General features: G+C 63.1%; 23 protein-coding genes. 19 read left to right on the top strand and 4 right to left on the bottom strand.

Annotation, left to right across the window (positions count from 1 at the left end; translation table 11 throughout):
• Positions 1-8: 8 nt before the first annotated feature.
• From GV819_RS03875 to GV819_RS03840, 8 genes are all read left to right on the top strand, one after another.
• Positions 9-2,285: a chemotaxis protein CheA gene (locus GV819_RS03875; RefSeq protein ID WP_161753669.1), complete on the top strand. Its 2,277-nt coding sequence runs from the start codon at positions 9-11 to the stop codon at positions 2,283-2,285.
• Positions 2,286-2,332: 47 nt separating this feature from the next.
• A complete protein-coding gene (locus GV819_RS03870) occupies positions 2,333-3,448 on the top strand; it encodes a protein-glutamate methylesterase/protein-glutamine glutaminase (RefSeq protein ID WP_161753667.1) in 1,116 nt (371 codons plus the stop codon).
• Complete coding sequence (locus GV819_RS03865; RefSeq protein WP_161753665.1) at positions 3,448-4,188, top strand: flagellar motor protein; 741 nt, start codon at positions 3,448-3,450, stop codon at positions 4,186-4,188. The genes GV819_RS03870 and GV819_RS03865 overlap by 1 nt, the downstream gene beginning before the upstream one ends.
• Positions 4,188-5,075, top strand: coding sequence for a flagellar motor protein MotD (gene motD, locus GV819_RS03860; protein WP_372242067.1), 888 nt, complete (start codon positions 4,188-4,190; stop codon positions 5,073-5,075). Before GV819_RS03865 ends, motD begins: the two co-directional genes overlap by 1 nt.
• A 50-nt stretch (positions 5,076-5,125) precedes the next feature.
• Entirely contained in the window at positions 5,126-5,914 is a 789-nt protein-coding gene (locus GV819_RS03855; protein WP_161753661.1) for a ParA family protein, read from the top strand.
• An 84-nt stretch (positions 5,915-5,998) separates the two neighbouring features.
• Positions 5,999-6,883, top strand: a complete 885-nt coding sequence (locus GV819_RS03850; RefSeq protein WP_161753659.1) for a CheW domain-containing protein — start codon at positions 5,999-6,001, stop codon at positions 6,881-6,883.
• Between the two features lie 79 nt (positions 6,884-6,962).
• Positions 6,963-7,445, top strand: coding sequence for a chemotaxis protein CheW (locus GV819_RS03845; RefSeq protein WP_011060011.1), 483 nt, complete (start codon positions 6,963-6,965; stop codon positions 7,443-7,445).
• Complete coding sequence (locus GV819_RS03840) at positions 7,446-7,838, top strand: DUF2802 domain-containing protein (RefSeq protein ID WP_161753657.1); 393 nt, start codon at positions 7,446-7,448, stop codon at positions 7,836-7,838.
• A gap of 95 nt (positions 7,839-7,933) precedes the next feature.
• Here the strand turns inward: GV819_RS03840 and GV819_RS03835 are convergent, their stop codons facing one another.
• Together GV819_RS03835 and GV819_RS03830 are read right to left on the bottom strand one after the other, a co-directional pair.
• The gene (locus GV819_RS03835) at positions 7,934-8,263 is read right to left on the bottom strand and encodes an EscU/YscU/HrcU family type III secretion system export apparatus switch protein (protein ID WP_161753655.1); all 330 of its coding nucleotides are present in this window, start codon (positions 8,261-8,263) and stop codon (positions 7,934-7,936) included.
• On the bottom strand, positions 8,260-9,843 hold the full coding sequence (locus GV819_RS03830) for a flagellar hook-length control protein FliK (RefSeq protein ID WP_161753653.1): 1,584 nt from the start codon (positions 9,841-9,843) through the stop codon (positions 8,260-8,262). The genes GV819_RS03835 and GV819_RS03830 overlap by 4 nt, the downstream gene beginning before the upstream one ends.
• Positions 9,844-10,093: 250 nt before the next feature.
• Here GV819_RS03830 and ccmA point away from each other — a divergent pair, with 250 nt between their 5' ends.
• The 11 genes from ccmA (at position 10,094) to GV819_RS03775 (ending at position 18,672) form a co-directional block, all read left to right on the top strand.
• Positions 10,094-10,675 (top strand): cytochrome c biogenesis heme-transporting ATPase CcmA, encoded by a 582-nt coding sequence (gene ccmA, locus GV819_RS03825; RefSeq protein ID WP_256667346.1) that lies wholly within the window; start codon positions 10,094-10,096, stop codon positions 10,673-10,675.
• Positions 10,672-11,340, top strand: a complete 669-nt coding sequence (gene ccmB, locus GV819_RS03820; protein WP_161753649.1) for a heme exporter protein CcmB — start codon at positions 10,672-10,674, stop codon at positions 11,338-11,340. The genes ccmA and ccmB overlap by 4 nt, the downstream gene beginning before the upstream one ends.
• A 90-nt stretch (positions 11,341-11,430) precedes the next feature.
• Positions 11,431-12,186 (top strand): heme ABC transporter permease, encoded by a 756-nt coding sequence (locus GV819_RS03815; RefSeq protein WP_161753647.1) that lies wholly within the window; start codon positions 11,431-11,433, stop codon positions 12,184-12,186.
• Positions 12,183-12,359: a heme exporter protein CcmD gene (ccmD, locus tag GV819_RS03810; protein ID WP_161753645.1), complete on the top strand. Its 177-nt coding sequence runs from the start codon at positions 12,183-12,185 to the stop codon at positions 12,357-12,359. Before GV819_RS03815 ends, ccmD begins: the two co-directional genes overlap by 4 nt.
• Positions 12,356-12,811: a cytochrome c maturation protein CcmE gene (gene ccmE / locus GV819_RS03805; RefSeq protein ID WP_161753642.1), complete on the top strand. Its 456-nt coding sequence runs from the start codon at positions 12,356-12,358 to the stop codon at positions 12,809-12,811. Before ccmD ends, ccmE begins: the two co-directional genes overlap by 4 nt.
• A 3-nt stretch (positions 12,812-12,814) precedes the next feature.
• A complete protein-coding gene (locus GV819_RS03800) occupies positions 12,815-14,803 on the top strand; it encodes a heme lyase CcmF/NrfE family subunit (RefSeq protein WP_161753640.1) in 1,989 nt (662 codons plus the stop codon).
• On the top strand, positions 14,800-15,336 hold the full coding sequence (locus GV819_RS03795) for a DsbE family thiol:disulfide interchange protein (RefSeq protein WP_161753638.1): 537 nt from the start codon (positions 14,800-14,802) through the stop codon (positions 15,334-15,336). Before GV819_RS03800 ends, GV819_RS03795 begins: the two co-directional genes overlap by 4 nt.
• Complete coding sequence (locus GV819_RS03790; RefSeq protein ID WP_161753636.1) at positions 15,333-15,803, top strand: cytochrome c-type biogenesis protein; 471 nt, start codon at positions 15,333-15,335, stop codon at positions 15,801-15,803. The genes GV819_RS03795 and GV819_RS03790 overlap by 4 nt, the downstream gene beginning before the upstream one ends.
• Complete coding sequence (gene ccmI, locus GV819_RS03785) at positions 15,800-17,005, top strand: c-type cytochrome biogenesis protein CcmI (protein ID WP_161753634.1); 1,206 nt, start codon at positions 15,800-15,802, stop codon at positions 17,003-17,005. The genes GV819_RS03790 and ccmI overlap by 4 nt, the downstream gene beginning before the upstream one ends.
• A 14-nt stretch (positions 17,006-17,019) precedes the next feature.
• Positions 17,020-17,421, top strand: coding sequence for a hypothetical protein (locus tag GV819_RS03780; RefSeq protein ID WP_161753632.1), 402 nt, complete (start codon positions 17,020-17,022; stop codon positions 17,419-17,421).
• A 108-nt stretch (positions 17,422-17,529) separates the two neighbouring features.
• The gene (locus GV819_RS03775) at positions 17,530-18,672 is read left to right on the top strand and encodes a hypothetical protein (protein WP_161753630.1); all 1,143 of its coding nucleotides are present in this window, start codon (positions 17,530-17,532) and stop codon (positions 18,670-18,672) included.
• Between the two features lie 26 nt (positions 18,673-18,698).
• On the opposite strand, the gene GV819_RS03770 is transcribed toward GV819_RS03775, so the two are convergent.
• Both GV819_RS03770 and GV819_RS03765 read right to left on the bottom strand, forming a co-directional pair.
• Positions 18,699-19,583, bottom strand: coding sequence for a LysR family transcriptional regulator (locus GV819_RS03770; protein ID WP_161753628.1), 885 nt, complete (start codon positions 19,581-19,583; stop codon positions 18,699-18,701).
• Between the two features lie 126 nt (positions 19,584-19,709).
• Positions 19,710-20,918 carry an MFS transporter gene (locus GV819_RS03765; protein ID WP_161753626.1) on the bottom strand — a complete coding sequence of 403 codons (1,209 nt, stop codon included), beginning with the start codon at positions 20,916-20,918 and terminating at the stop codon, positions 19,710-19,712.
• Positions 20,919-21,175: the final 257 nt, after the last annotated feature.

Raw genomic sequence — 21,175 nt, 5'->3', positions numbered from 1 at the left:
ACCCATTAATGAGCTTCGGCGCCGATGAAGAGATCCTTCAGGATTTCCTGGTTGAGGCCGGCGAGATTCTAGAGCTATTGTCCGAACAACTGGTCGAGCTGGAAAGCCGGCCAGATGATGCGGACTTGCTCAATGCAATTTTTCGCGGTTTTCACACTGTTAAAGGGGGCGCCGGCTTCCTCCAGCTCAATGAGCTGGTGGAGTGCTGCCACATCGCCGAGAACGTCTTCGACATCCTGCGCAAGGGTGAGAGGCGTGTCGATTCGGAATTGATGGACGTGGTGCTTGAGGCTCTGGATGCGGTGAACGGTATGTTCAGCCAGGTCCGTGAGCGCACCGCAATTACCGCTGCGACCCCGGAACTGCTGGCCGCCTTGGCGCGCCTGGCAGAGCCCGCCGGCGCCGAACCTGCAGCGCCAGCTGTGGAGGAGGTGGCTCCAGCCGTTGTCGAGCCTGAGGCCCAAAGCTCAGAGGGTGATATCACCGACAACGAATTCGAACTCCTGCTCGATTCGCTGAATGCCGCCAAGGCCGACGCCGAGTCAGTGCCCGCCGCAGCAGTGGCGCAAGGTGAGCCGGCCGGCGATGAAATCACCGATGCCGAGTTCGAGTCGCTGCTGGACCAGTTGCACGGCAAGGGTCAGTTCGCACCTGATGCGGTAGTACCTGCAGCGGCCCAGGCCGCCAGTGGTGCGGCCGCCGGTGGTGATGAAATCACCGATGACGAATTCGAAGCCTTGCTGGACCAACTGCATGGCAAGGGCAGCTTTGCTGTCGATGCTCTGGAGTCGGCAGTGGCCGCGGTACCTGCAGCAGTGGTGCCTAGCGCCGCCGCAGCGGGTGGCGACCTGATCAGCGATCACGAATTCGAATCCCTGCTGGATGAGTTACACGGCAAGGGCAAGTTCTCTGAAACTCCGGGTGCGGCGAAACCTGCAGCTGCGACAACGGCTGCGCCGGTTGCTGCGGCTACCGCGGCAGTCGCCAAGCCAGTGGCGAAGAAGCCTGAGGTCAAGGCCGAAGCGCCGAAGCCTGCCGCTGCTCCTGCTCCTGCTCCTGCTGCTGCCCCGGCTCGCGCTGCTGCTGCCCCGCCGGCGGAAAAACCCACCAGCGAAGCGGAAACCACGGTGCGGGTAGATACCGCGCGCCTGGACGAAATCATGAACATGGTCGGCGAGTTGGTGCTGGTGCGTAACCGTCTGGTGCGCCTGGGCCTCAACAGCGGCGACGAAGCCATGTCCAAGGCGGTGTCGAACCTCGACGTGGTCACCGCCGACTTGCAAACCGCGGTCATGAAGACCCGCATGCAGCCGATCAAGAAGGTCTTCGGGCGCTTCCCGCGCCTGGTTCGCGACCTGGCACGGCAGCTGAAGAAAGAGATCAACCTGGAACTGGTAGGGGAAGAAACCGACCTCGACAAGAACCTGGTGGAGGCCCTGGCCGACCCGCTGGTGCACTTGGTGCGCAACGCGGTGGACCACGGTATCGAATCGCCGGAAGAGCGCGAAGCCTCGGGCAAGTCCCGTGGCGGCAAGGTGGTGCTGGCGGCGGAACAGGAGGGTGACCACATCCTCCTGTCGATCTCCGACGACGGCAAGGGCATGGACCCGAACGTCCTGCGGGCGATTGCCGTCAAGCGTGGCGTGATGGACAAGGACGCCGCCGACCGCCTGAGCGACAGCGAGTGCTACAACCTGATCTTTGCCCCGGGTTTCTCTACCAAGACCGAGATCTCCGATGTCTCCGGTCGTGGCGTGGGCATGGACGTGGTGAAAACCAAGATTTCCCAGCTCAACGGTTCGATCAACATCTACTCGACCAAGGGCCAGGGTTCGAAGATCGTCATCAAGGTGCCGTTGACCCTGGCGATCATGCCGACGTTGATGGTGATGCTCGGCAACCAGGCGTTTGCTTTCCCGTTGGTCAACGTCAACGAGATCTTCCATCTCGACCTGTCGCGCACCAACGTAGTGGACGGTCAGGAAGTGGTGATCGTGCGCGACAAGGCATTACCCCTGTTCTACCTCAAGCGCTGGCTGGTCAGTTCCGCCGCTCATGAAGAGCAGCGTGAAGGCCATGTAGTGATCCTTTCGGTGGGCACTCAGCGGATCGGCTTTGTCGTCGATCAGCTTGTGGGCCAGGAAGAAGTGGTCATCAAGCCCTTGGGCAAAATGCTTCAGGGAACCCCGGGCATGTCCGGCGCCACCATTACCGGTGACGGCCGCATCGCTCTGATTCTCGATGTTCCTAGCATGCTCAAGCGTTACGCCGCACGGCGTATTTGATTCGGCGGGGAGGGGCGGTTGGCCTCGCCCCACCTAACGGAGTGTTTATGGCAGTCAAAGTCCTGGTGGTGGACGATTCGGGTTTTTTCCGCCGCCGCGTCTCGGAAATTCTTTCAGCAGATTCGAATATCCAGGTCGTCGGTACGGCGACCAACGGTAAAGAGGCGATCGATCAGGCCCTGGCGCTCAAGCCGGACGTGATCACCATGGACTACGAGATGCCGATGATGGATGGCATCACTGCAGTGCGGCATATCATGCAGCGCTGCCCGACGCCGGTCCTGATGTTCTCGTCCCTGACCCATGAAGGCGCCCGAGTGACCCTCGATGCGCTGGATGCCGGGGCTGTGGATTTCCTGCCGAAGAATTTCGAAGACATCTCGCGCAATCCCGAGAAGGTCAAGCAGATGCTGTGCGAGAAGGTTCACAGCATCTCGCGCAGCAATCGGCGTTTCAGCAGCTACAGCGCTCCGGCGCCGCAGCCGGCGGCCGCCCCTGCACCGAGTGCTTCCAGCTTCAGCAGCACTGCGCGCCCGGCGCCAGCACCGGCACCTGCCCGTGCTCCAGCGGCTGGTCCGGCATCGCCCGCGCCCAAGCGCAAGGCCTACAAGCTGGTGGCGATCGGTACTTCCACCGGTGGCCCAGTGGCGCTGCAGCGGGTCCTGACCCAGTTGCCGGCCAACTTCCCGGCCCCCATCGTCCTGATCCAGCACATGCCGGCGGCCTTCACCAAGGCCTTTGCCGAGCGACTGGACAAGCTCTGCCGCATCAGCGTCAAGGAAGCCGAGGATGGTGACATCCTGCGTCCGGGCCTGGCGCTGCTGGCTCCCGGTGGCAAGCAGATGATGATCGACGGGCGCGGTGCGGTGAAGATTCTTCCTGGTGATGAGCGCCTGAACTACAAGCCGTGTGTGGATATCACCTTCGGTTCTGCGGCCAAGTCCTATAACGACAAAGTTCTGGCGGTGGTGCTTACCGGCATGGGCGCTGACGGTCGTGAGGGCGCACGCCTGCTCAAGCAAGGTGGTAGTGCGGTGTGGGCCCAGGATGAGGCCAGTTGCGTGATCTACGGCATGCCCATGGCCATCGTCAAAGCCAACCTGGCGGATGCGGTGTACAGCCTGGACGACATCGGCCGACACCTGGTCGAGGCCTGTCTCTGATGGATGTGCTCAGCCTTATCGGGATCATCATGGCGTTTGTCGCCATCATCGGCGGCAACTACCTGGAAGGCGGTCACCTGTCGGCGCTGGCCAACGGCCCGGCGGCACTGATTGTGCTTGGCGGCACCATCGGGGCAGCCTTGCTGCAGTCGCCGTTGAGTGCCTTCAAGCGGGCCATGCAGATCCTGGTGTGGATCCTGTTTCCACCGCGGGTCGATCTGCCGGGTGGCATCGACCGGGTGGTCAACTGGAGCCTGACCGCACGCAAGGAAGGCCTGCTGGGCCTGGAAGGCGTGGCGGATGCCGAGCCGGATACCTATTCGCGCAAAGGCCTGCAATTGCTGGTGGACGGCGCCGAGCCGGAAGCTATCCGGAGCATTCTTGAGGTGGACTTCTACACTCAGGAAAGCCGGGATATCGAAGCCGCCAAGGTCTTCGAGAGCATGGGCGGCTATGCGCCGACCATTGGCATCATCGGCGCGGTAATGGGCTTGATTCATGTGATGGGCAACCTGGCCGATCCGTCGCAACTGGGCAGCGGCATCGCCGTGGCCTTCGTTGCGACCATCTACGGGGTGGCGAGTGCCAACCTGGTGCTGCTGCCGGTTGCCGCCAAGCTGAAAGCCATCGCCCTGCGCCAGTCGCGTTACCGGGAAATGTTGCTGGAAGGCATCCTGTCGATTGCCGAAGGCGAGAACCCCCGTTCCATCGAGTTGAAGCTGCAAGGCTTCATGGACTGATTATGGCTCGTCGTCGCCAGCAAGAAGAACATGTAAACCACGAACGCTGGTTGGTTTCCTATGCCGACTTCATCACCCTTTTGTTCGCCTTTTTCGTGGTCATGTACTCGATTTCCTCGATCAACGAGGGCAAGTACAAGGTGATTTCCGAAGCCTTGATCGGGGTCTTCAGTGACTCCGATCGCAGCCTCAAGCCGATTCCCATCGGCGATGAGCGGCCGAAGACGGTGACCCCAGCCAAGCCGCTGGTCAAGGACAGCGACCAGGTCGACGCGGGCATCTCCGGTGCCAGTGATCCGCTGAAAAGCATCGCCGATGACATCAGCGCAGCCTTTGGTGACCTGATCAGCTCCAATCAGATGACCGTGCGTGGCAACGAACTGTGGGTAGAGATCGAGCTCAACTCCAGCCTGTTGTTCGGCAGTGGTGATGCCATGCCCAGCGACCAGGCGTTCACCATCATCGACAAGGTGGCGAAGATCCTCAAACCTTTCGACAACCCGATCCATGTCGAAGGTTTCACCGACAACCTGCCGATCCAGACCGCGCAATACCCGACCAACTGGGAGCTGTCCTCGGCGCGTTCGGCGAGCATCGTGCGGATGCTGGCGATGCAGGGGGTGAACCCGGCGCGCATGGCTTCGGTGGGTTATGGCGAGTTCCAGCCGGTGGCCAACAACGCCACTGCCGATGGCCGGGCGCGCAACCGCCGGGTGGTGCTGGTGGTGTCGCGCAACCTGGATGTGCGTCGCAGCCTGACCGGCACCGGAACCGCCAATGCGACACCGGATGCGGCACTCAAGCGTGCTGGCACACAAACTGCACCGACCCCGGTGAAAACGCCGGTACAGGGAAGCGCCGTCAATTCTCCGTCACCCGCTTTATAACTTAGCGCTATGTCTCGCCCCGCTGTGGCCGGGCGGGAGGAACAAACCGAATGAGAGTCTGGGCAGTTGCCAATCAAAAGGGTGGTGTCGGTAAAACCACCAGTTCCATCGCTTTAGCCGGCTTGCTGGCCGAGGCGGGCAAGCGCGTGGTCGTGGTCGATCTCGACCCCCACGGTTCCATGACCAGTTACTTCGGCTATGACCCGGATACCCTGGAACACAGCAGCTACGACCTGTTCCTGCATAAGGGCAGCGTGCCCGAGGACTTGCCGGGCCAGCTGTTGCTGGGCACCAGTCATGAGCGTATTTCGCTGTTACCCTCGAGCACCGCCCTGGCTACCCTCGAGCGCCAGTCTCCGGGGCAGAGTGGCCTGGGCCTGGTGATTGCCAAGAGCCTGGCGCAACTCTGGCAGGATTTCGACTATGCGGTGATCGATAGCCCGCCGTTGCTCGGGGTGCTGATGGTCAATGCCCTGGCGGCCAGCCAGCAGTTGGTGATCCCGGTGCAGACCGAGCATCTGGCGGTCAAGGGGCTGGAACGCATGGTCAATACCCTGGCGATGGTCAACCGCTCGCGCAAGCAGCCGCTACCGTTCACCATCGTGCCGACCCTGTTCGACCGTCGGACCCAGGCTTCCCTGGGCACCTTGCGTATTTTGCGCGACAAGTTTCCCGAGGACATCTGGCAAGGCTACATTCCGGTGGATACCCGCCTGCGGGATGCCAGCCGGGCCGGAGTCACGCCCTCGCAGTTTGACGGCAAGAGCCGCGGCGTACTGGCCTATAAAGCCTTGCTCAAGCACCTGCTGACCCAGCAACTTGTGGCGCAGGTGGCTTGACGTGAAGCGTTATTCAAGTCACTCGGCAGCCCGGCCGATAACCCCTACACATCACTGTGTCGGGGTTTTTGCGTGGGCATCCTCATGAGCCGTCCCCTGGATATAAAGAGCCGGCCGCAGTTGGCGCTGCAGTCCTACCTGGATGCGTTGTTGCAGGACGCCACTGAAGAACTGTTGCCGCCAGAACCACCGGCCCCGATTGCCCCGCCAGTAATCCTGGAGGCCGCCAGCGAAGCGCTGGACGACTTCCAGGCCGCGGTGCTGGAAGAGCAGGCACGAGACGCCAGGGTTCAGCATCAGGTGCTGCCTGCTGTCCGAGTCGAAGCGCCTGCCGCAGTAGTGGCTCCGGTGCTGGAAGCGCCGGTGTCCTTGCCAGCTTCGATCTCGCCGGTGGTGCCGATGCTCCAGGCTCTGGTGCCGCCGGTTGTCGACGTGCACTTGCCTCCGAGCAATACACCGCCTCCGGTGACGGGTAATGACCGTCCCGAGTGGGCGGCCGAGCCTTTCGAATGCCTGTTGTTCGATGTCGCCGGGTTGACCCTGGCGGTGCCGCTAGTATGCCTGGGTTCGATCTATTCCCTGGCGGGGCTGGAGCTGACGCCACTGTTCGGTCAGCCGGAGTGGTTCCTCGGCATCTTGCCGAGCCAGGCGGGTAACCTGAAAGTCCTGGATACCGCGCGTTGGGTCATGCCGGACCGCTACCGCGACGATTTCCGCCAGGGCCTGCAGTACGTGATCTCGGTCCAGGGGTATGAGTGGGGGCTGGCGGTGCATCAAGTCAGCCGCTCGCTGCGTCTGGACCCCAATGAAATCAAATGGCGCAGTCATCGTGGCCAGCGCCCGTGGCTGGCCGGCACAGTGATTGAACACATGTGTGCTTTGCTCGACGTTGCCGAACTGGCCGAGTTGATCGCCACCGGTGGCGCCAAGCAGATGGCTATCAGTCAAGCGGCCCACAAGCCGAAGTAAACCAACAACAGGCCATGTCCGTCGGGCGTGGCCACACAGAACACACGCCGTTTTCAACGGTTTTTTGAGGGGTCAGGGTATGAATAAGTCGTCGTCTGCACAGGGTTCCGAAGATCCGATCCTGCAATGGGTCACCTTCAAGCTGGATAACGAGTCCTACGGCATCAACGTGATGCGCGTCCAGGAAGTCCTGCGCTACACCGAGATTGCCCCGGTGCCGGGTGCTCCGAGCTACGTGCTGGGGATCATCAACCTGCGCGGCAACGTGGTCACTGTGATCGACACCCGCCAGCGCTTTGGCCTGGTGCCTACCGAAGTCAACGACAACACCCGGATCGTCATCATCGAAGCCGACAAGCAAGTGGTCGGGATCATGGTCGACAGTGTGGCGGAAGTGGTTTACCTGCGTCAGTCGGAAGTCGAGACCGCGCCGAATGTCGGTAACGAAGAGTCGGCGAAGTTCATCCAGGGTGTCTGCAACAAGAACGGCGAACTGCTGATTCTGGTTGAGCTGGACAAGATGATGAGCGAAGAGGAATGGTCGGAACTGGAGAGTATCTGATTGATCCTCGAGGTAGCGGTAATTGTCCTGGCGATCCTCTGGGTCGCCACTGTGGCGTTTTTCCTGTCTTACACCCGCAACCAGCGGCAGATTGCTGCGCAGCAGGCCGAGGGCGATGCTGTACGTGACCAGCGGATCAAGGAACTGTCCAAGCGCGTCGACCATTATCAGAATGGTACGGTGCGCATGGGTGAGGATCTGCACGAGTTACGTGCGGTGGTGGCGCCTTTGCCGGACAAGCTGGCCCAGCTGGAACAGCGTGACCCCTCCAGTTTGTCCTTCGCCCAGGCGGCACGCTTGGTAGGCATGGGCGCCAGTGTTGACGAGCTGACCCAGTCTTGTGGCCTGACCCAGGCCGAGGCGGAGCTGGTCAGCAAGATGCACAAAAACTGATATAGCTGCTGTCGCAGGCTGCGGTCGGCGCCGAAGCAGGCGCCGCCCTTGGGGTTTCGAAAGGATCTTCGGGCCTTGTGCGGCGGTGGCTAGCGTCAGTAATCGTCGCCGCGTTCGGTGATGTCCCTCTCTAATTCTCCCTGCTGCGGATCATGCCCAGCCGGAAACTTGCCCTTGAGATTCCAGGCGAAGGCAATGATTTCGGCGATGGTCCGGTACAGCTCCGGGGGAATGCTCTCGCCCAATTCCAGTCGCGCCAACAGTTTCACCAACTCGGCGTTCTCGTAGATCGGTACCTCATAATCCCGGGCGATCTTGAGGATGGCTTCTGCCAGTTCGTCGTCGCCCTTGGCGGTGAGCGTCGGGGCTTGCTGGCCATCGTATTTGAGGGCAATGGCCTGGCGGGGTGGGGCAGAGTGCTTCATGCGGTTTCGTCCACCCAGCGTTGTTCCAGTCGAGTTTGCGGGCCTTGGGGCGGGATGCCGAGGTGGCAATCCAGGTCGCCGACATTCAGTCCTGAAGCCAGCAGGCGTTCACGCAGGTTGCCCAAATGGCTTTCGATCAGGCTCGCAGTGTAGGGGCGTTCAGCCCAGAGCTGGCTGGACAGCCGGCCTTGAATCAGTTGCGCCTGGACCTGCAGCGGTCCCAGCGGCTCCAGATCGAAGGCCAGGTCGACCCGCCACAGGGCCTGCTTGGGCTCGCGCTCTTCGCGTTTCTGTTGCGGCTCCGGTTCTGGCGCCTCTTCGCGTTGCAGCTTGACCTGCAAGGGCACGATGTCCTGCAGGTTGCGCATGGGGATTTCCAGCTGCCAGGTGGTCAGTTGCCGTCCATCGTCGGTCAGGCCGCTTTGTTCCAGGCTTGCCAGCTGGTGGCTCTGCAAGCGTGATACCGCGGCAGCCGCCAGGCGCAATAGCTGTTGCAGATCACCTTCACCTTCCAGGCTCTGCAGCAGCCGCTCGGGCAGTGGAAAGCCACTGGGCGGGCTCTTGGCGCTGACTTGGCCGAGGGTGCCCAGGGCGCTGCGAACGAAACTCGGCAGCGATTGGGCCAAGGTATTGGCGGCGATGATCGCATTGAAGCTGCTGGAGGAGGGCAGGCCGGGAGTCAGTTGGGCGATCAGCCGCAACAGGTCGGCCTTCATGTCCGGGGCTTGCCCCGGGTTGGCCCCGGCCAGCAGCTTGGCTTCCAGGAACAGGCCGCTGCCCAGCAGGGCCTGTGCCAGCCCACGGGGAGTGCTCAACTGTTGTGGATCAGGCAGGCCAGCCAGCAGGCGCTCGACGGCGGCCCGCAGGTCGGTGGAAGTCGTCGTCGGGTCGCTGTCGGCGGGCAGGTTCTGCAGGGCATTGATCAGTCCGCTCAAGGAGCCCTGGCGGCTTTGCTGGCTGGCCAGTTGTGCGGCAATGGCCAATTGTTCCTGGCGGTTGCTCAGGGGCACGAAGTTCAGGGTTTGCGAGTCCGAGACCAGGGCGCTGAGCAGGCTGCCGATGCGCAGTGGCTGCGGGCTGTCGATGCTCAGGGTGGTCCCGCTCTGGGCGGTATTGAGCAGGCTCACCAGCGAGCGGTAGATCGCCGGCTGGTTGCTGCCCTGGGGCAGCATCTGGGTCGTCAGTACCTTGCCTTGGAGCAGGGTCCCGGGAGGCAGTTGTGTGGTGTCCAGTCGGGTCAGCGCGGCGACATTGGAGGCGATAGCCTGTTGCACGGTGATCGCCAGGTTGCTCGCCGAAGGCTGAGTGATCGTCAGGCTGGTGCCTTGCGGCAGGGGCTGGTTGCTGGTGGCCTGCAGGGTGGTTTGCCGGCCGTTGTCCAGGGTCACCTTGAGCAGCAGCTGGAAGGTCTGGTCGGTCTGCTTGAGTGACAGCACTTCGGCCTTGGCGCTCTGGCCGGCGGCAATCAGGCCTTCCAGAGGTTGCACTAGCTTGAGCAGTTCACCGCTGATCGCTTGCGGGCGCGAGGCGCCGGGCGCAGTTGTCTGGGGCAGCGGGAGGATGTTGATTTCGCCTGTCATTCGGACACAACCTGTGGAAATTAGCCCTCTTGAGAGTAGGGCTTCGCATGTATAATGCCGCCCGTCTTTGGGGGAGTGGTGAAAACATTGCAAATGTTTGACGCAGCTCTCTAGAACCGGTCGTCGATGCATTTATCCTGCATCCCTTTAACGGCCGCTCCATTGCCGACTTGAACCCGTAAAGGCCCTCTATCCCTTGACCAGCCCTCTTCTCGAAGCCGTAGCACTCGCCTGTGAGCGTGATTGGCGGATGCTGTTTGAACACCTCGAGTTGCACCTGACTGGCGGAGACATGCTGCAGATCAGTGGCCCCAATGGTAGCGGCAAGACCAGCCTGTTGCGTTTGCTCGCCGGCCTGATGCAGCCCACCAGCGGCGAGGTGCTGCTCAATGGCTTGCCGTTGCATGCTCAGCGCACGGAGCTGGCACACAACCTGTTGTGGATCGGTCATGCCGCCGGCATCAAGGATTTACTCACCGCCGAAGAGAACCTCAGCTGGCTTTGCGCCCTGCACCAGCCCGCCCGGCGCGAGGCGATCTGGCAGGCCCTGGCCGCGGTCGGCCTGCGGGGCTTCGAAGATGTGCCCTGTCATACCCTCTCCGCCGGCCAGCAGCGCCGCGTGGCTCTGGCCCGGTTGTACCTGGACAGCCCGCCGCTGTGGATTCTCGATGAGCCTTTCACCGCCCTCGACAAACAGGGCGTGGCCCAGCTCGAAGAACACCTGGCCGCCCATTGCGAGCGCGGTGGCGCGGTGGTCCTGACGACCCACCACAGCTTGACCCGGATGCCCTCGGGTTACCGAGACATGGACTTGGGGCGGTGGGCCGCATGAGTGTCTTTGCCCTGTTGGTAGCCCGCGAAGCGCGGTTGCTTTGTCGTCGTCCGGCGGAGTTGGCCAACCCCCTGGTATTTTTCGCAATCGTTGTCGCACTGTTCCCGTTGGCCGTGGGACCTGAGACACAATTGTTGCAAACCTTGTCTCCGGGGCTGGTCTGGGTAGCGGCCTTATTGTCCGTCCTGCTCTCGCTGGACGGGCTTTTTCGCAGTGATTTTGAGGACGGATCCCTGGAGCAGTGGGTCCTTTCGTCGCACCCCCTGGCTCTTCTGGTTCTGGCCAAGGTGCTGGCACACTGGGTGTTTTCCGGATTGGCACTGGTTTTGCTCGCGCCATTGTTGGCGCTGATGCTGGGGCTGCCTGCCGCCTGTCTGCCAGTGTTGTTGCTGTCCTTGTTGCTGGGTACACCGGTGCTTAGCTTGCTGGGCGCGGTGGGCGCGGCATTGACGGTGGGACTCAAGCGCGGCGGCCTGTTGCTGGCGCTGTTGATCCTGCCGTTGTACATCCCGGTATTGATTCTCGGCAGTGGCGCCTTGCAGGCGGCATTGCAGGGCATGCCGGCCACCGGTTACCTGCTGTGGCTTGGGAGCCTGACCGCCCTGGCAGTAACCCTGACACCCTTTGCAATAGCGGCTGGCCTGAAGATCAGCGTCGGCGAATAATAATGAGGTCTGATCATTTTTTGATCATTTCTGTTTAAGAAAAGACCCTGGCTTTTCGACCACGAAAAGCACCCGTGATGGAAACAGTGAATGAACTGGACTTGGTTTCATAAGCTCGGCTCGCCTAAATGGTTCTATGGCATCAGCGGCAAGATGCTGCCCTGGCTCAGCATCGCCGCGGTGTTGCTGATCGCTGTCGGCGTGGTCTGGGGCCTGGCCTTTGCGCCACCGGACTACCAGCAGGGCAACAGCTTTCGCATCATCTATATCCACGTGCCTGCGGCCATGCTGGCGCAGTCCTGCTACGTGATGCTGGCGGTCTGCGGCGTGGTCGGCCTGGTGTGGAAGATGAAGCTGGCGGACGTGGCACTGCAATGCGCTGCGCCGATCGGTGCCTGGATGACGGCCGTGGCGCTGGTGACCGGGGCTATCTGGGGCAAGCCGACCTGGGGCTCGTGGTGGGTCTGGGATGCGCGACTGACGTCCATGTTGATCCTGCTGTTTCTGTACTTCGGTCTGATTGCCTTGGGCAACGCCATCAGTAATCGTGACAGCGCCGCGAAGGCCTGCGCGGTACTGGCGATTGTCGGCGTGGTGAATATCCCGATCATCAAGTACTCGGTGGAGTGGTGGAACACCCTGCATCAGGGGGCGACCTTCACCCTCACGGAAAAACCGGCGATGCCGGTGGAGATGTGGCTGCCGCTGCTGCTCACGGCGCTGGGCTTCTACTGTTTCTTTGGCGCCGTGCTGCTGCTGCGCATGCGCCTGGAAGTGCTCAAGCGTGAAGCCCGGGCCAGTTGGGTCAAGGCCGAAGTGCAGGGCTGCCTGGAGACCACTCGATGAGTTTTGCATCCTTCAGCGACTTTATCGCCATGGGCCATCACGGCCTGTATGTCTGGTCGTCCTATGGCATCTGCCTGGCGGTCCTGGCCCTCAACGTGGCGGTGCCGATCCTGGCCCGCAAGCGTTATCTGCAACAAGAGGCGCGTCGTCTGCGCCGGGAGAACGGTAAGTGAATCCGCTGCGTAAAAAGCGTCTTTTGATCATCCTGGCGATTCTCGTCGGCGTCGGCATTGCCGTCGGTCTGGCCCTCAGTGCGCTGAAGGAAAACATCAATCTGTTCTACACCCCGACCCAGATCGCCAATGGCGAAGCGCCCCTGGACACGCGCATTCGTGCCGGCGGCATGGTCGAGGCCGGCTCCCTGCAGCGTTCCGGTGACTCTCTGGACGTGAAATTCGTGGTCACCGACTTCAACAAGTCGGTGACCATCACCTATCGCGGCATCCTTCCGGACCTGTTCCGCGAGGGGCAGGGCATTGTCGCCCTGGGCAAGCTCAACGCCGATGGCGTGGTGGTGGCCGATGAAGTGCTGGCCAAGCACGACGAAAAATACATGCCGCCGGAAGTTACCAAGGCGCTGAAAGACAGCGGCCAGTCGGCACCGACGCCAGCCAAAGAGGGTTAAGCCATGAGCTCCGCACTGTTCGTTCCCGAACTCGGCCATTTGGCGATGATCCTCGCCTTGTGCTTCGCCCTGGTCCAGGCGGTGGTTCCGCTGCTGGGCGCCTGGCGTGGCGATCGCCTGTGGATGAGCCTGGCCCAGCCGGCGGCCTGGGGCCAGTTCGCGTTCCTGGTGTTCGCCTTCGGTTGCCTGACCTACGCCTTCATGAGCGATGACTTCTCGGTGGCCTATGTCGCCAGCAACTCCAACAGCGCCTTGCCCTGGTACTACAAGTTCAGCGCCGTGTGGGGCGCCCACGAGGGCTCGTTGCTGTTGTGGGCACTGATCCTCGGTGGCTGGACCTTCGCCGTGTCGGTGTTCTCGCGCCAGTTGCCGCAAGTGATGCTGGCCCGGGTGCTGGCAGTGATGGGCATGATCAGTACTGGCTTCCTGCTGTTCCTGATCATGACCTCCAACCCGTTTTCGCGAATTCTGCCTCAGGTACCCGCGGACGGTCGTGACCTCAACCCGCTGCTGCAGGACATCGGCCTGATCGTCCACCCGCCAATGCTCTACATGGGTTATGTCGGTTTCTCGGTGGCCTTCGCCTTCGCCATCGCCGCGCTGCTGGGCGGTCGCTTGGACGCTGCCTGGGCCCGCTGGTCGCGACCCTGGACCATAGTCGCCTGGGCTTTCCTCGGCATCGGTATCACCCTGGGCTCCTGGTGGGCCTACTACGAACTCGGCTGGGGTGGCTGGTGGTTCTGGGACCCGGTGGAAAACGCCTCCTTCATGCCTTGGCTGGTCGGCACGGCGCTGATCCACTCCCTGGCGGTCACGGAAAAGCGCGGTGTGTTCAAAAGCTGGACCGTGCTGCTGGCCATCGCCGCTTTCTCACTGAGCCTGCTGGGAACCTTCCTGGTGCGTTCCGGGGTGCTGACGTCGGTGCATGCCTTCGCCTCGGACCCCGAGCGCGGCGTGTTCATCCTGATTTTCCTGCTGTTCGTGGTGGGTGGCTCCCTGACCCTGTTCGCCCTGCGCGCACCGGTGGTCAAGAGCCAGGTGGGCTTCAACCTGTGGTCCCGGGAAACCCTGCTGCTGGGTAACAACCTGGTGCTGGTGGTGGCGGCCTCGATGATTCTCCTGGGCACCCTGTACCCACTGGTGCTCGACGCCCTGAGCGGGGCCAAGATGTCGGTGGGCCCGCCGTACTTCAACGCTCTGTTCATACCGCTGATGGCGCTGCTGATGGTGGTGATGGCGGTGGGCGTGCTGGTGCGCTGGAAAGACACTCCGGTGAAGTGGTTGGCGGGCATGCTCGCTCCGGTACTGTTGGGCAGCGTGGCCCTGGCCGTGGTTGCAGGCATTGCCTATGGCGACTTCAACTGGGCGGTGCTGGCGACTTTCCTGCTGTCGGCCTGGGTGCTGCTGGCGGGTGTACGCGACATTTTCGACAAGACCCGCCACAAAGGCTTGATCAAGGGCTTGTCCAGCCTGACTCGAAGCTACTGGGGCATGCAGCTGGCGCACCTGGGGATCGCGGTCTGTGCCCTGGGTGTCGTGCTGTCGAGCCAGAACAGTGCCGAGCGCGATTTGCGCCTGGCGCCTGGCGAGTCCATGGAGCTGGCCGGTTACCACTTCATCTTCGAGGGGGCCAAGCACTTCGAAGGGCCGAACTTCACCTCCGACAAAGGCACTGTGCGGGTCGTGCGCAACGGCAAGGAAGTGGCGGTACTGCATCCGGAAAAACGCCTGTACACCGTGCAGAGCTCAATGATGACTGAGGCCGGGATCGACGCCGGGTTCACCCGTGACCTGTATGTCGCCCTGGGCGAGCCCCTGGAAGAGGGTGCCTGGGCCGTGCGGGTGCACGTCAAGCCATTCGTGCGCTGGATCTGGTTCGGCGGCCTGCTCACCGGTTTTGGTGGCTTGCTGGCAGCGATGGACCGACGTTATCGGGTCAAGGTTAAAACCCGCGTGCGCGAAGCACTGGGCATGACAGGAGCCACCGCATGAGACGCTGGATGATGATGTTGCCCCTGGCCCTGTTCCTGGTGGTCGCGGTGTTCCTGTACCGCGGGTTGTACCTGGACCCGGCCGAGTTGCCGTCGGCGATGATCGGCAAGCCGTTCCCGGAGTTTTCCCTGCCGGCGGTGCAGGGCGACAAGACCCTGACCCGTGCCGACCTGCTGGGCAAGCCGGCGCTGGTCAACGTCTGGGCCACTTGGTGTATCTCCTGCCGGGTCGAGCACCCGGTGCTGAACAAGCTGGCCCAGCAAGGCGTGGTGATCTACGGCGTCAACTACAAGGACGTCAATGCCGACGCCATGAAGTGGCTGGCGGAGTTCCACAACCCCTATCAGCTGGACGTGCGTGACGAGGACGGCTCCCTAGGCTTGAACCTTGGCGTCTACGGTGCGCCGGAAACCTTCTTCATCGATGCCAAGGGCATCATCCGCGACAAGTTCGTCGGGGTGATCGACGAAGTGGTATGGCGCGAACAGTTGGCTGCCAAGTACCAGGCGCTGGTGGATGAGGCCAAGCCATGAAGCGCTGGTTAGCCGCTGCCATCCTGGGCCTGAGCATCGCTGGCGTGGCCCACGCCGCCATCGACACCTATCAGTTCGCCAACGACGCCGAGCGCGAACGCTATCACGAGCTGACCAAGGAACTGCGCTGCCCCAAGTGCCAGAACCAGGACATCGCCGACTCCAACGCACCCATCGCCGCGGACCTGCGCAAAGAGATTTTCCGCATGCTCGGCGAGGGCAAGGACAATCAGCAGATCATCGACTTCATGGTCGATCGCTACGGTGACTTCGTCCGCTACCGGCCGGCTTTGACCGGCAAGACCGCGCTGCTCTGGTTCGGCCCTGCCGCACTGTTGCTGGGTGGCCTGGTGCTCATTGCCGTGATTGTCCGGCGTCGTCGTGCCGAGCGCAGCGACAGCCCGAACACGCTTTCCGTCGAAGAGCGTCAGCGCCTCGACCAACTGCTGGATAAAAACCACCCATGATTGATTTCTGGCTTGCGGCAGGCCTGCTGCTCCTGATTGCCCTGAGTTTCCTGTTGATCCCGGTGTTGCGTGAGCGTCGTGCTCAGCGTGAAGAGGATCGTACCGCGCTGAACGTGGCGCTTTATGAAGAGCGCGTGGCCGAGCTGCACAGCCAGCAGCAGGAAGGCGTGCTCAGTGCCGAACAGATGGACAGCGGTCGCGCCGAAGCTGCCCGCGAACTGCTGGCGGACACCGAAGGCAACGGCCCGGTGCGCACCTCGCGCCTGGGCAAGCCGTTGCCGTTGCTGGCGGCGTTGCTGGTGCCGATCCTGGGGCTGGGCCTGTACCTGCACTTCGGTGCCAGCGACAAGGTTGAACTGACCCGGGAGTTCGCCCAAGCGCCACAGTCCATGGACGAAATGACTCGGCGCCTGGAACGTGCGGTAGCAGCGCAGCCGGATTCCGCCGAGGGCCTGTATTTCCTCGGACGCACCTACATGGCCCAGGACCGTCCAGCGGACGCGGCGAAGATCTTCGAGCGCACCGTGGCCCTGGCCGGGCGCCAGCCGGAGCTGCTCGGGCAGTGGGCCCAGGCCCAGTACTTCGCAGACAACAAGCAATGGTCGGACAAGGTCCGGGGCTTGACCGACGAAGCGCTGAAAGCCGATCCCAACGAAGTCACCAGCCTCGGGCTACTGGGGATTGCGGCCTTTGAAGGCGGGCGATTCCAGGAAGCCATCGATTACTGGAAGCGCCTGCAGGCGCAACTGCCGCCGGACGACAACTCGCGTGCAGCACTGCAGGGCGGTATCGATCGCGCCAGCGAGAAGCTGGTGGCCAGCGGCGGCAAGGTCGCGACTGAGCCTGCGGCCAAGCCCAAGGGCGCTTTGCTCAAGGTCCGGGTTGACCTGGCGGCCGAGCTCAAGGCCAAGGTCCAGCCGGATGACAGCGTGTTCATCTTCGCTCGCGCCACCCAAGGTCCACCCGCGCCACTGGCGGCCAAGCGTGTGACCGTGGCCGATCTGCCGGTAACCGTCGAGTTGGGCGATGCCGACGCGATGATGCCGCAGTTGAAACTGTCGAACTTCCCTGAAGTCCAACTGGTTGCGCGCGTATCCCGCGCCGGCCAGCCAACGGCCGGCGAGTGGGTCGGGCGCAGCCAGCCCTTGGCCAGCAGCACGACTGCCGCCCAGCAGCTGACCATCGACAGCCCGGATCAATAATCAGAGAAACCGCCATGACCGTCATCGCTCGTATCACCCTGTTAGCACTGGTCCTGGGGTTGAGCGCTTGTACGGTGCATCGGCCGCAGCCCACTTCCTCCGAGCCCATCCCGCCTGCGGGGCCGAGCACACGCCCGGTCCCGTCTACGGCTCCGGGCACGCCCAGCGCGCCTATTCCTGCCGCCAAGCCGCTGCCCCGCACCTCCGCCAGCTTTGCCCCGCCACCGGGAGGTCATAGCCACTGGGATGCGCGGCTTGGGGTCTATGTGCTGGACAACCAGAGCAACATCTTCTACCGCCAGCGTACCTATTACCGTTGGAACGACGGTTGGAGCCGTTCCATCAGCCCCGACGGCCCCTGGGAAGACACCGACATCCACGGTGTACCTGCCGGGCTCGGACGCCAGTTCCAGTAGTCGCCGAAAGCTGCAGGCCAGAGCCTGCGCCCCGAGCAGATTATTTAAGCCTCGGGCCCTCTGGCCGATACAGCGGGGTGTTCCCGAGTATCAGCCGTTGAGCGCCCGATGAAGAATGACCTGAACAAACCCTATTTTGCGCCGATGGTGTCTTGGCTGGCCGTGGTCTGTGTGCTGTTGCTGGCGTATGGCCTTGGCCCGGCCGAGGTGCCGGAGCTGATCTACCTGTCGCTGGAGCCGGTGTGCCTGCTGGTGGCGTTCGCCTTCATGTACTACTTCTTCTGCTGGAGCTTCATATCGGTCTTTCGTCTGGGCGAGATCGGCTGGAAGCGCGTGGACTACGGCTGGCTGCTGCTGGCGTCCCTGGCCCTGATCAGCGCCACCCAGGCGGTGCGCGTGGACTGGTTCCAGACCGACTACCAGTTGGCGCAGCAGGCCCAGGCCGGGCTGCAGCGGCGCGTGGCCACCGAGATCGATGACATGCTGGGCGTGGAGCACTGCAAGGCCGCCGTTGATCGCTACGAGCCCCAGGATGCGGCCCAGGTCAGCAGCCTGTGCGAGCGTTTTGCAGCACTGGAGCGCACCGCCGACGGGCGCCTTTCGGCCTTGGCGGTGGTCAAGGTGCAGCAGGCGCTGGGGGATATCCGCGGCGAATATACGGCGGCCCCCATCAGCCAATGGCTGCTGGGCTTGAGCGCAAGCATCAAGGAACTGGAGCAGCAGCGGGCCGAGGTACGGCGTCTGAGCGGGCTGGTAACGGTCAGCGCTACCGAGAGGCTCTACAGCTACTTCGTGCCCTTGCTGCTGGTGATCGCCCTGGCATTGCGTGCTTCCAAGGTCACCGGCGAAGTGCTGCTCAAGGCACCGCGGCGGCGCAAGTTGTGGCTGATCGTCAACCGCCGCGTGGTCATCGATGGCCTGGGCTTTGCCCGTGGCGCCCGGGCCCGGCTGGACGAAGCCCTGGGCAACTGGCGGGTAGCCCGTTGGGGGGTGGTGCACCTGGGCTGCGACTTCATCGGCGCGCCCGGCCCTCAGGACACCCCGGTCCCGGTCACTCCGGGCTTCTATGAAAATGAATTCCAGTTGGCCAGCCTGACTGACTTCGACAGCAGCGAGTTCGTCGAGTGGGCCGCGAGCCAGACCATCGACACCTTGTACCTGGTAGGCGAAACCGACCTCGAACTGATCGAGCGGCTGCGTCGCTGGGGCGAGGCGGCAGGCATTGAAGTGCTGATTCGCGAGCGGATCTGAGGCGGGCGACGCCAGCGCCCGGGACTTCAGGGGCCGGCCAGCAGGGGTTGCACATACTCGACAAACGCCCGGGCCTTGGCGCTGGTCATGCGCCCGCTGGGAAACACCGCCCATAAGTGCTGGGGAGGCAGTTGCCATTGAGGCAACACGGCCTTGATCGCGCCACTGGCAAGCTCCGGGGCGAACATCCACTGGGAGGTCACGGTCAGCCCGAGGTGGGCCAGTACCGCCTCGCGCAGGCCTTCGGCGGCGTTGACCCGGATCCGGCCATTGGCGGTTATCCAGTGTTCTTCCGCCCCCCGAGTGAAGCCCCAGGTGGTCCCCCCGGCCAGGCTGTAGAGCACTGCCTGATGCTGGTCCAGTTCTGCGGGGTGGGCCGGCTCGCCGTGGCGGGCGAAGTACTGCGGCGTGCCCATCAACAGGCGCGGGCATTCGCCGATCTTGCGCGCCGTGAGGCTGGAGTCGGTGAGATTGCCGATCCGCAGGGCCACATCCACCCCGGCTTCCACCAGATCGATATTGCGATCGTCGAGCACCGCGTCGATGTGTAATTGCGGGTGCTGATCGAGGAAGGCCCCCAGATGGCCAATGATGTGCATGCGGGCAAAGGTTACCGGGGCGCTGATGCGCAGCGTGCCACGCAATCCCGCCGCCGAGCCGCGTGCGGCATGCTCTGCTTCGTCGGCTTCTTCAATGGCGCGCTTGGCTCGCTGGAAGAACGCCAGTCCGGCCTCGGTCGGGGTCAGGCCGCGGGTCGAGCGCAGCAATAAGCGCACCTTCAGGTGTGCTTCCAATTGGGCGACGCTTTTCGATACGGCGGGCTGGCCGATGTTCAAGCGTCGGGCGGCAGCGGAGAACGAGCCGCTTTCCACCACGTGGACAAAGGTTTCCATTGCTGCCAGACGGTCCATCGGGGTGTCCTTGAAGACTGGGGGCGGATTCGCCGGCAATGGGCTCGTGCTCCTGGCCGGACAATGCCGGGCAGGTCAACCTGACCATATCCCCGGCTGGGTTGTTCAGCGCATCGCCTGCTTGGTTCAGGCACTGGTCCGACGGGCTTCGGTCGGTGCGCAGAGAAAACGTGCCAGGGCCAACAGCGGGAAGGCACTGCCGACGATGACGATCCACAGCCAGCCGCCGTGCTCGTACACCGCACTGGCGATCGAAGAGCCAAAGGCCCCGCCGATGAAGATGCTGGTCATGTACAACGCATTCAGACGGCTGCGGCTATGGGCATCCAGGGTGTACACCGCACGTTGCCCCAGCACCATGTTCATCTGCACGCAGAAATCCAGGACCACCCCGGTCACGGCCAGGCCAATGACGCTGTAGGCCGGGTGGACAAAGGCCGGCAGGAAGCTCAGCACGGCGAACAGCATGGCCAGCAGCGAGGCGATGCGGGTATGCCCGGCATCGGCCAGGCGGCCGCTGATGGGGGCGGCAATGGCGCCGATGGCACCGACCAGGGCAAAGAGCGCGATCTCGCTCTGGGACAGGCCATGGTTGCGCGCCAACTCCAGGGGCGCGGCGGTCCAGAACAGGCTGAAGGCGGCGAACATGCAACCCTGGTAGAAGGCCCGCTGGCGCAAGACCGGCTGCTGGCGCAGCAGGGTTGCCAGGGAGCGCAGCAGTTGGCCATAGGTGGCGCTGTGGTTGGGCTGGCGCTTGGGGATGGTGAGCAGCAGCACCAGGCTGATGGCCGCCATCAGTGCAGCGGCGGCGATGAACATGGCCCGCCAGCCGAAGTGGTCGGCCACCAGGCTCGAGACCGGGCGAGCCAGGAGGATCCCCAGCAGCAGGCCGCCCATGATGCCCCCGACCACGCGGCCCCGGGATTCTTCGGGCGCCAGGTGCGCCGCCAGGGGAATGAGGATCTGCACCGACACCGAGCTGAAGCCGATCAGCAGCGACACCAGGAGAAAGGCATTGGGTTGCTGGGTAAAGGCCGCCCCCAGCAGGCTGGCGATGGCCACCAGGGTGGTGATGATCATCAGCCGGCGGTTTTCCAGCAGGTCGCCCAGGGGCACCAGGAAGAACAGCCCCAGGGCATAGCCGATCTGGGTCAGGGAGACGATCAGGCTGGCCAGGGAACTGGACAGGCCCAGGTCCGGGGCGATCAGTTCGATGATCGGTTGCGCGTAGTAGATGTTGGCGACGATGGCGCCGCAGCAGAAGGCGAACAGCGCCACCATGCCTCGGGTCATTGTCAGGCTGCCGGCCGGCAGCGCCTGGGAGATGGAAGTCATCAGGGTTCTCTTGGCGACGAAAGGATCGAGCGAGATTAAGAGACCGCGCGCTAACGCAGTAGAGAGGGCCGGGCAATAGCATTCATTCCTGTGGGGAATAAATGACCGAGGGAAGAACGGACGGGTATGGCCGGGCGTGCCGCTGCCGAGGGTCGATGATACATTTACTTACATCCTGTTTGATAGCATGCTCATCTTCTTCAGGAGCCCTTGAGCCGGTGGTCGGCTTTGCGCTCCGCCTTTGTGCAGAGGAGTCG

This window comes from Pseudomonas sp. Fl5BN2 (genome assembly GCF_009908205.1).
Lineage (GTDB): Bacteria > Pseudomonadota > Gammaproteobacteria > Pseudomonadales > Pseudomonadaceae > Aquipseudomonas.
The sequence above is the reverse complement of the archived record's forward strand: the minus strand, read 5'-3'. Positions and strand labels throughout refer to the sequence as shown.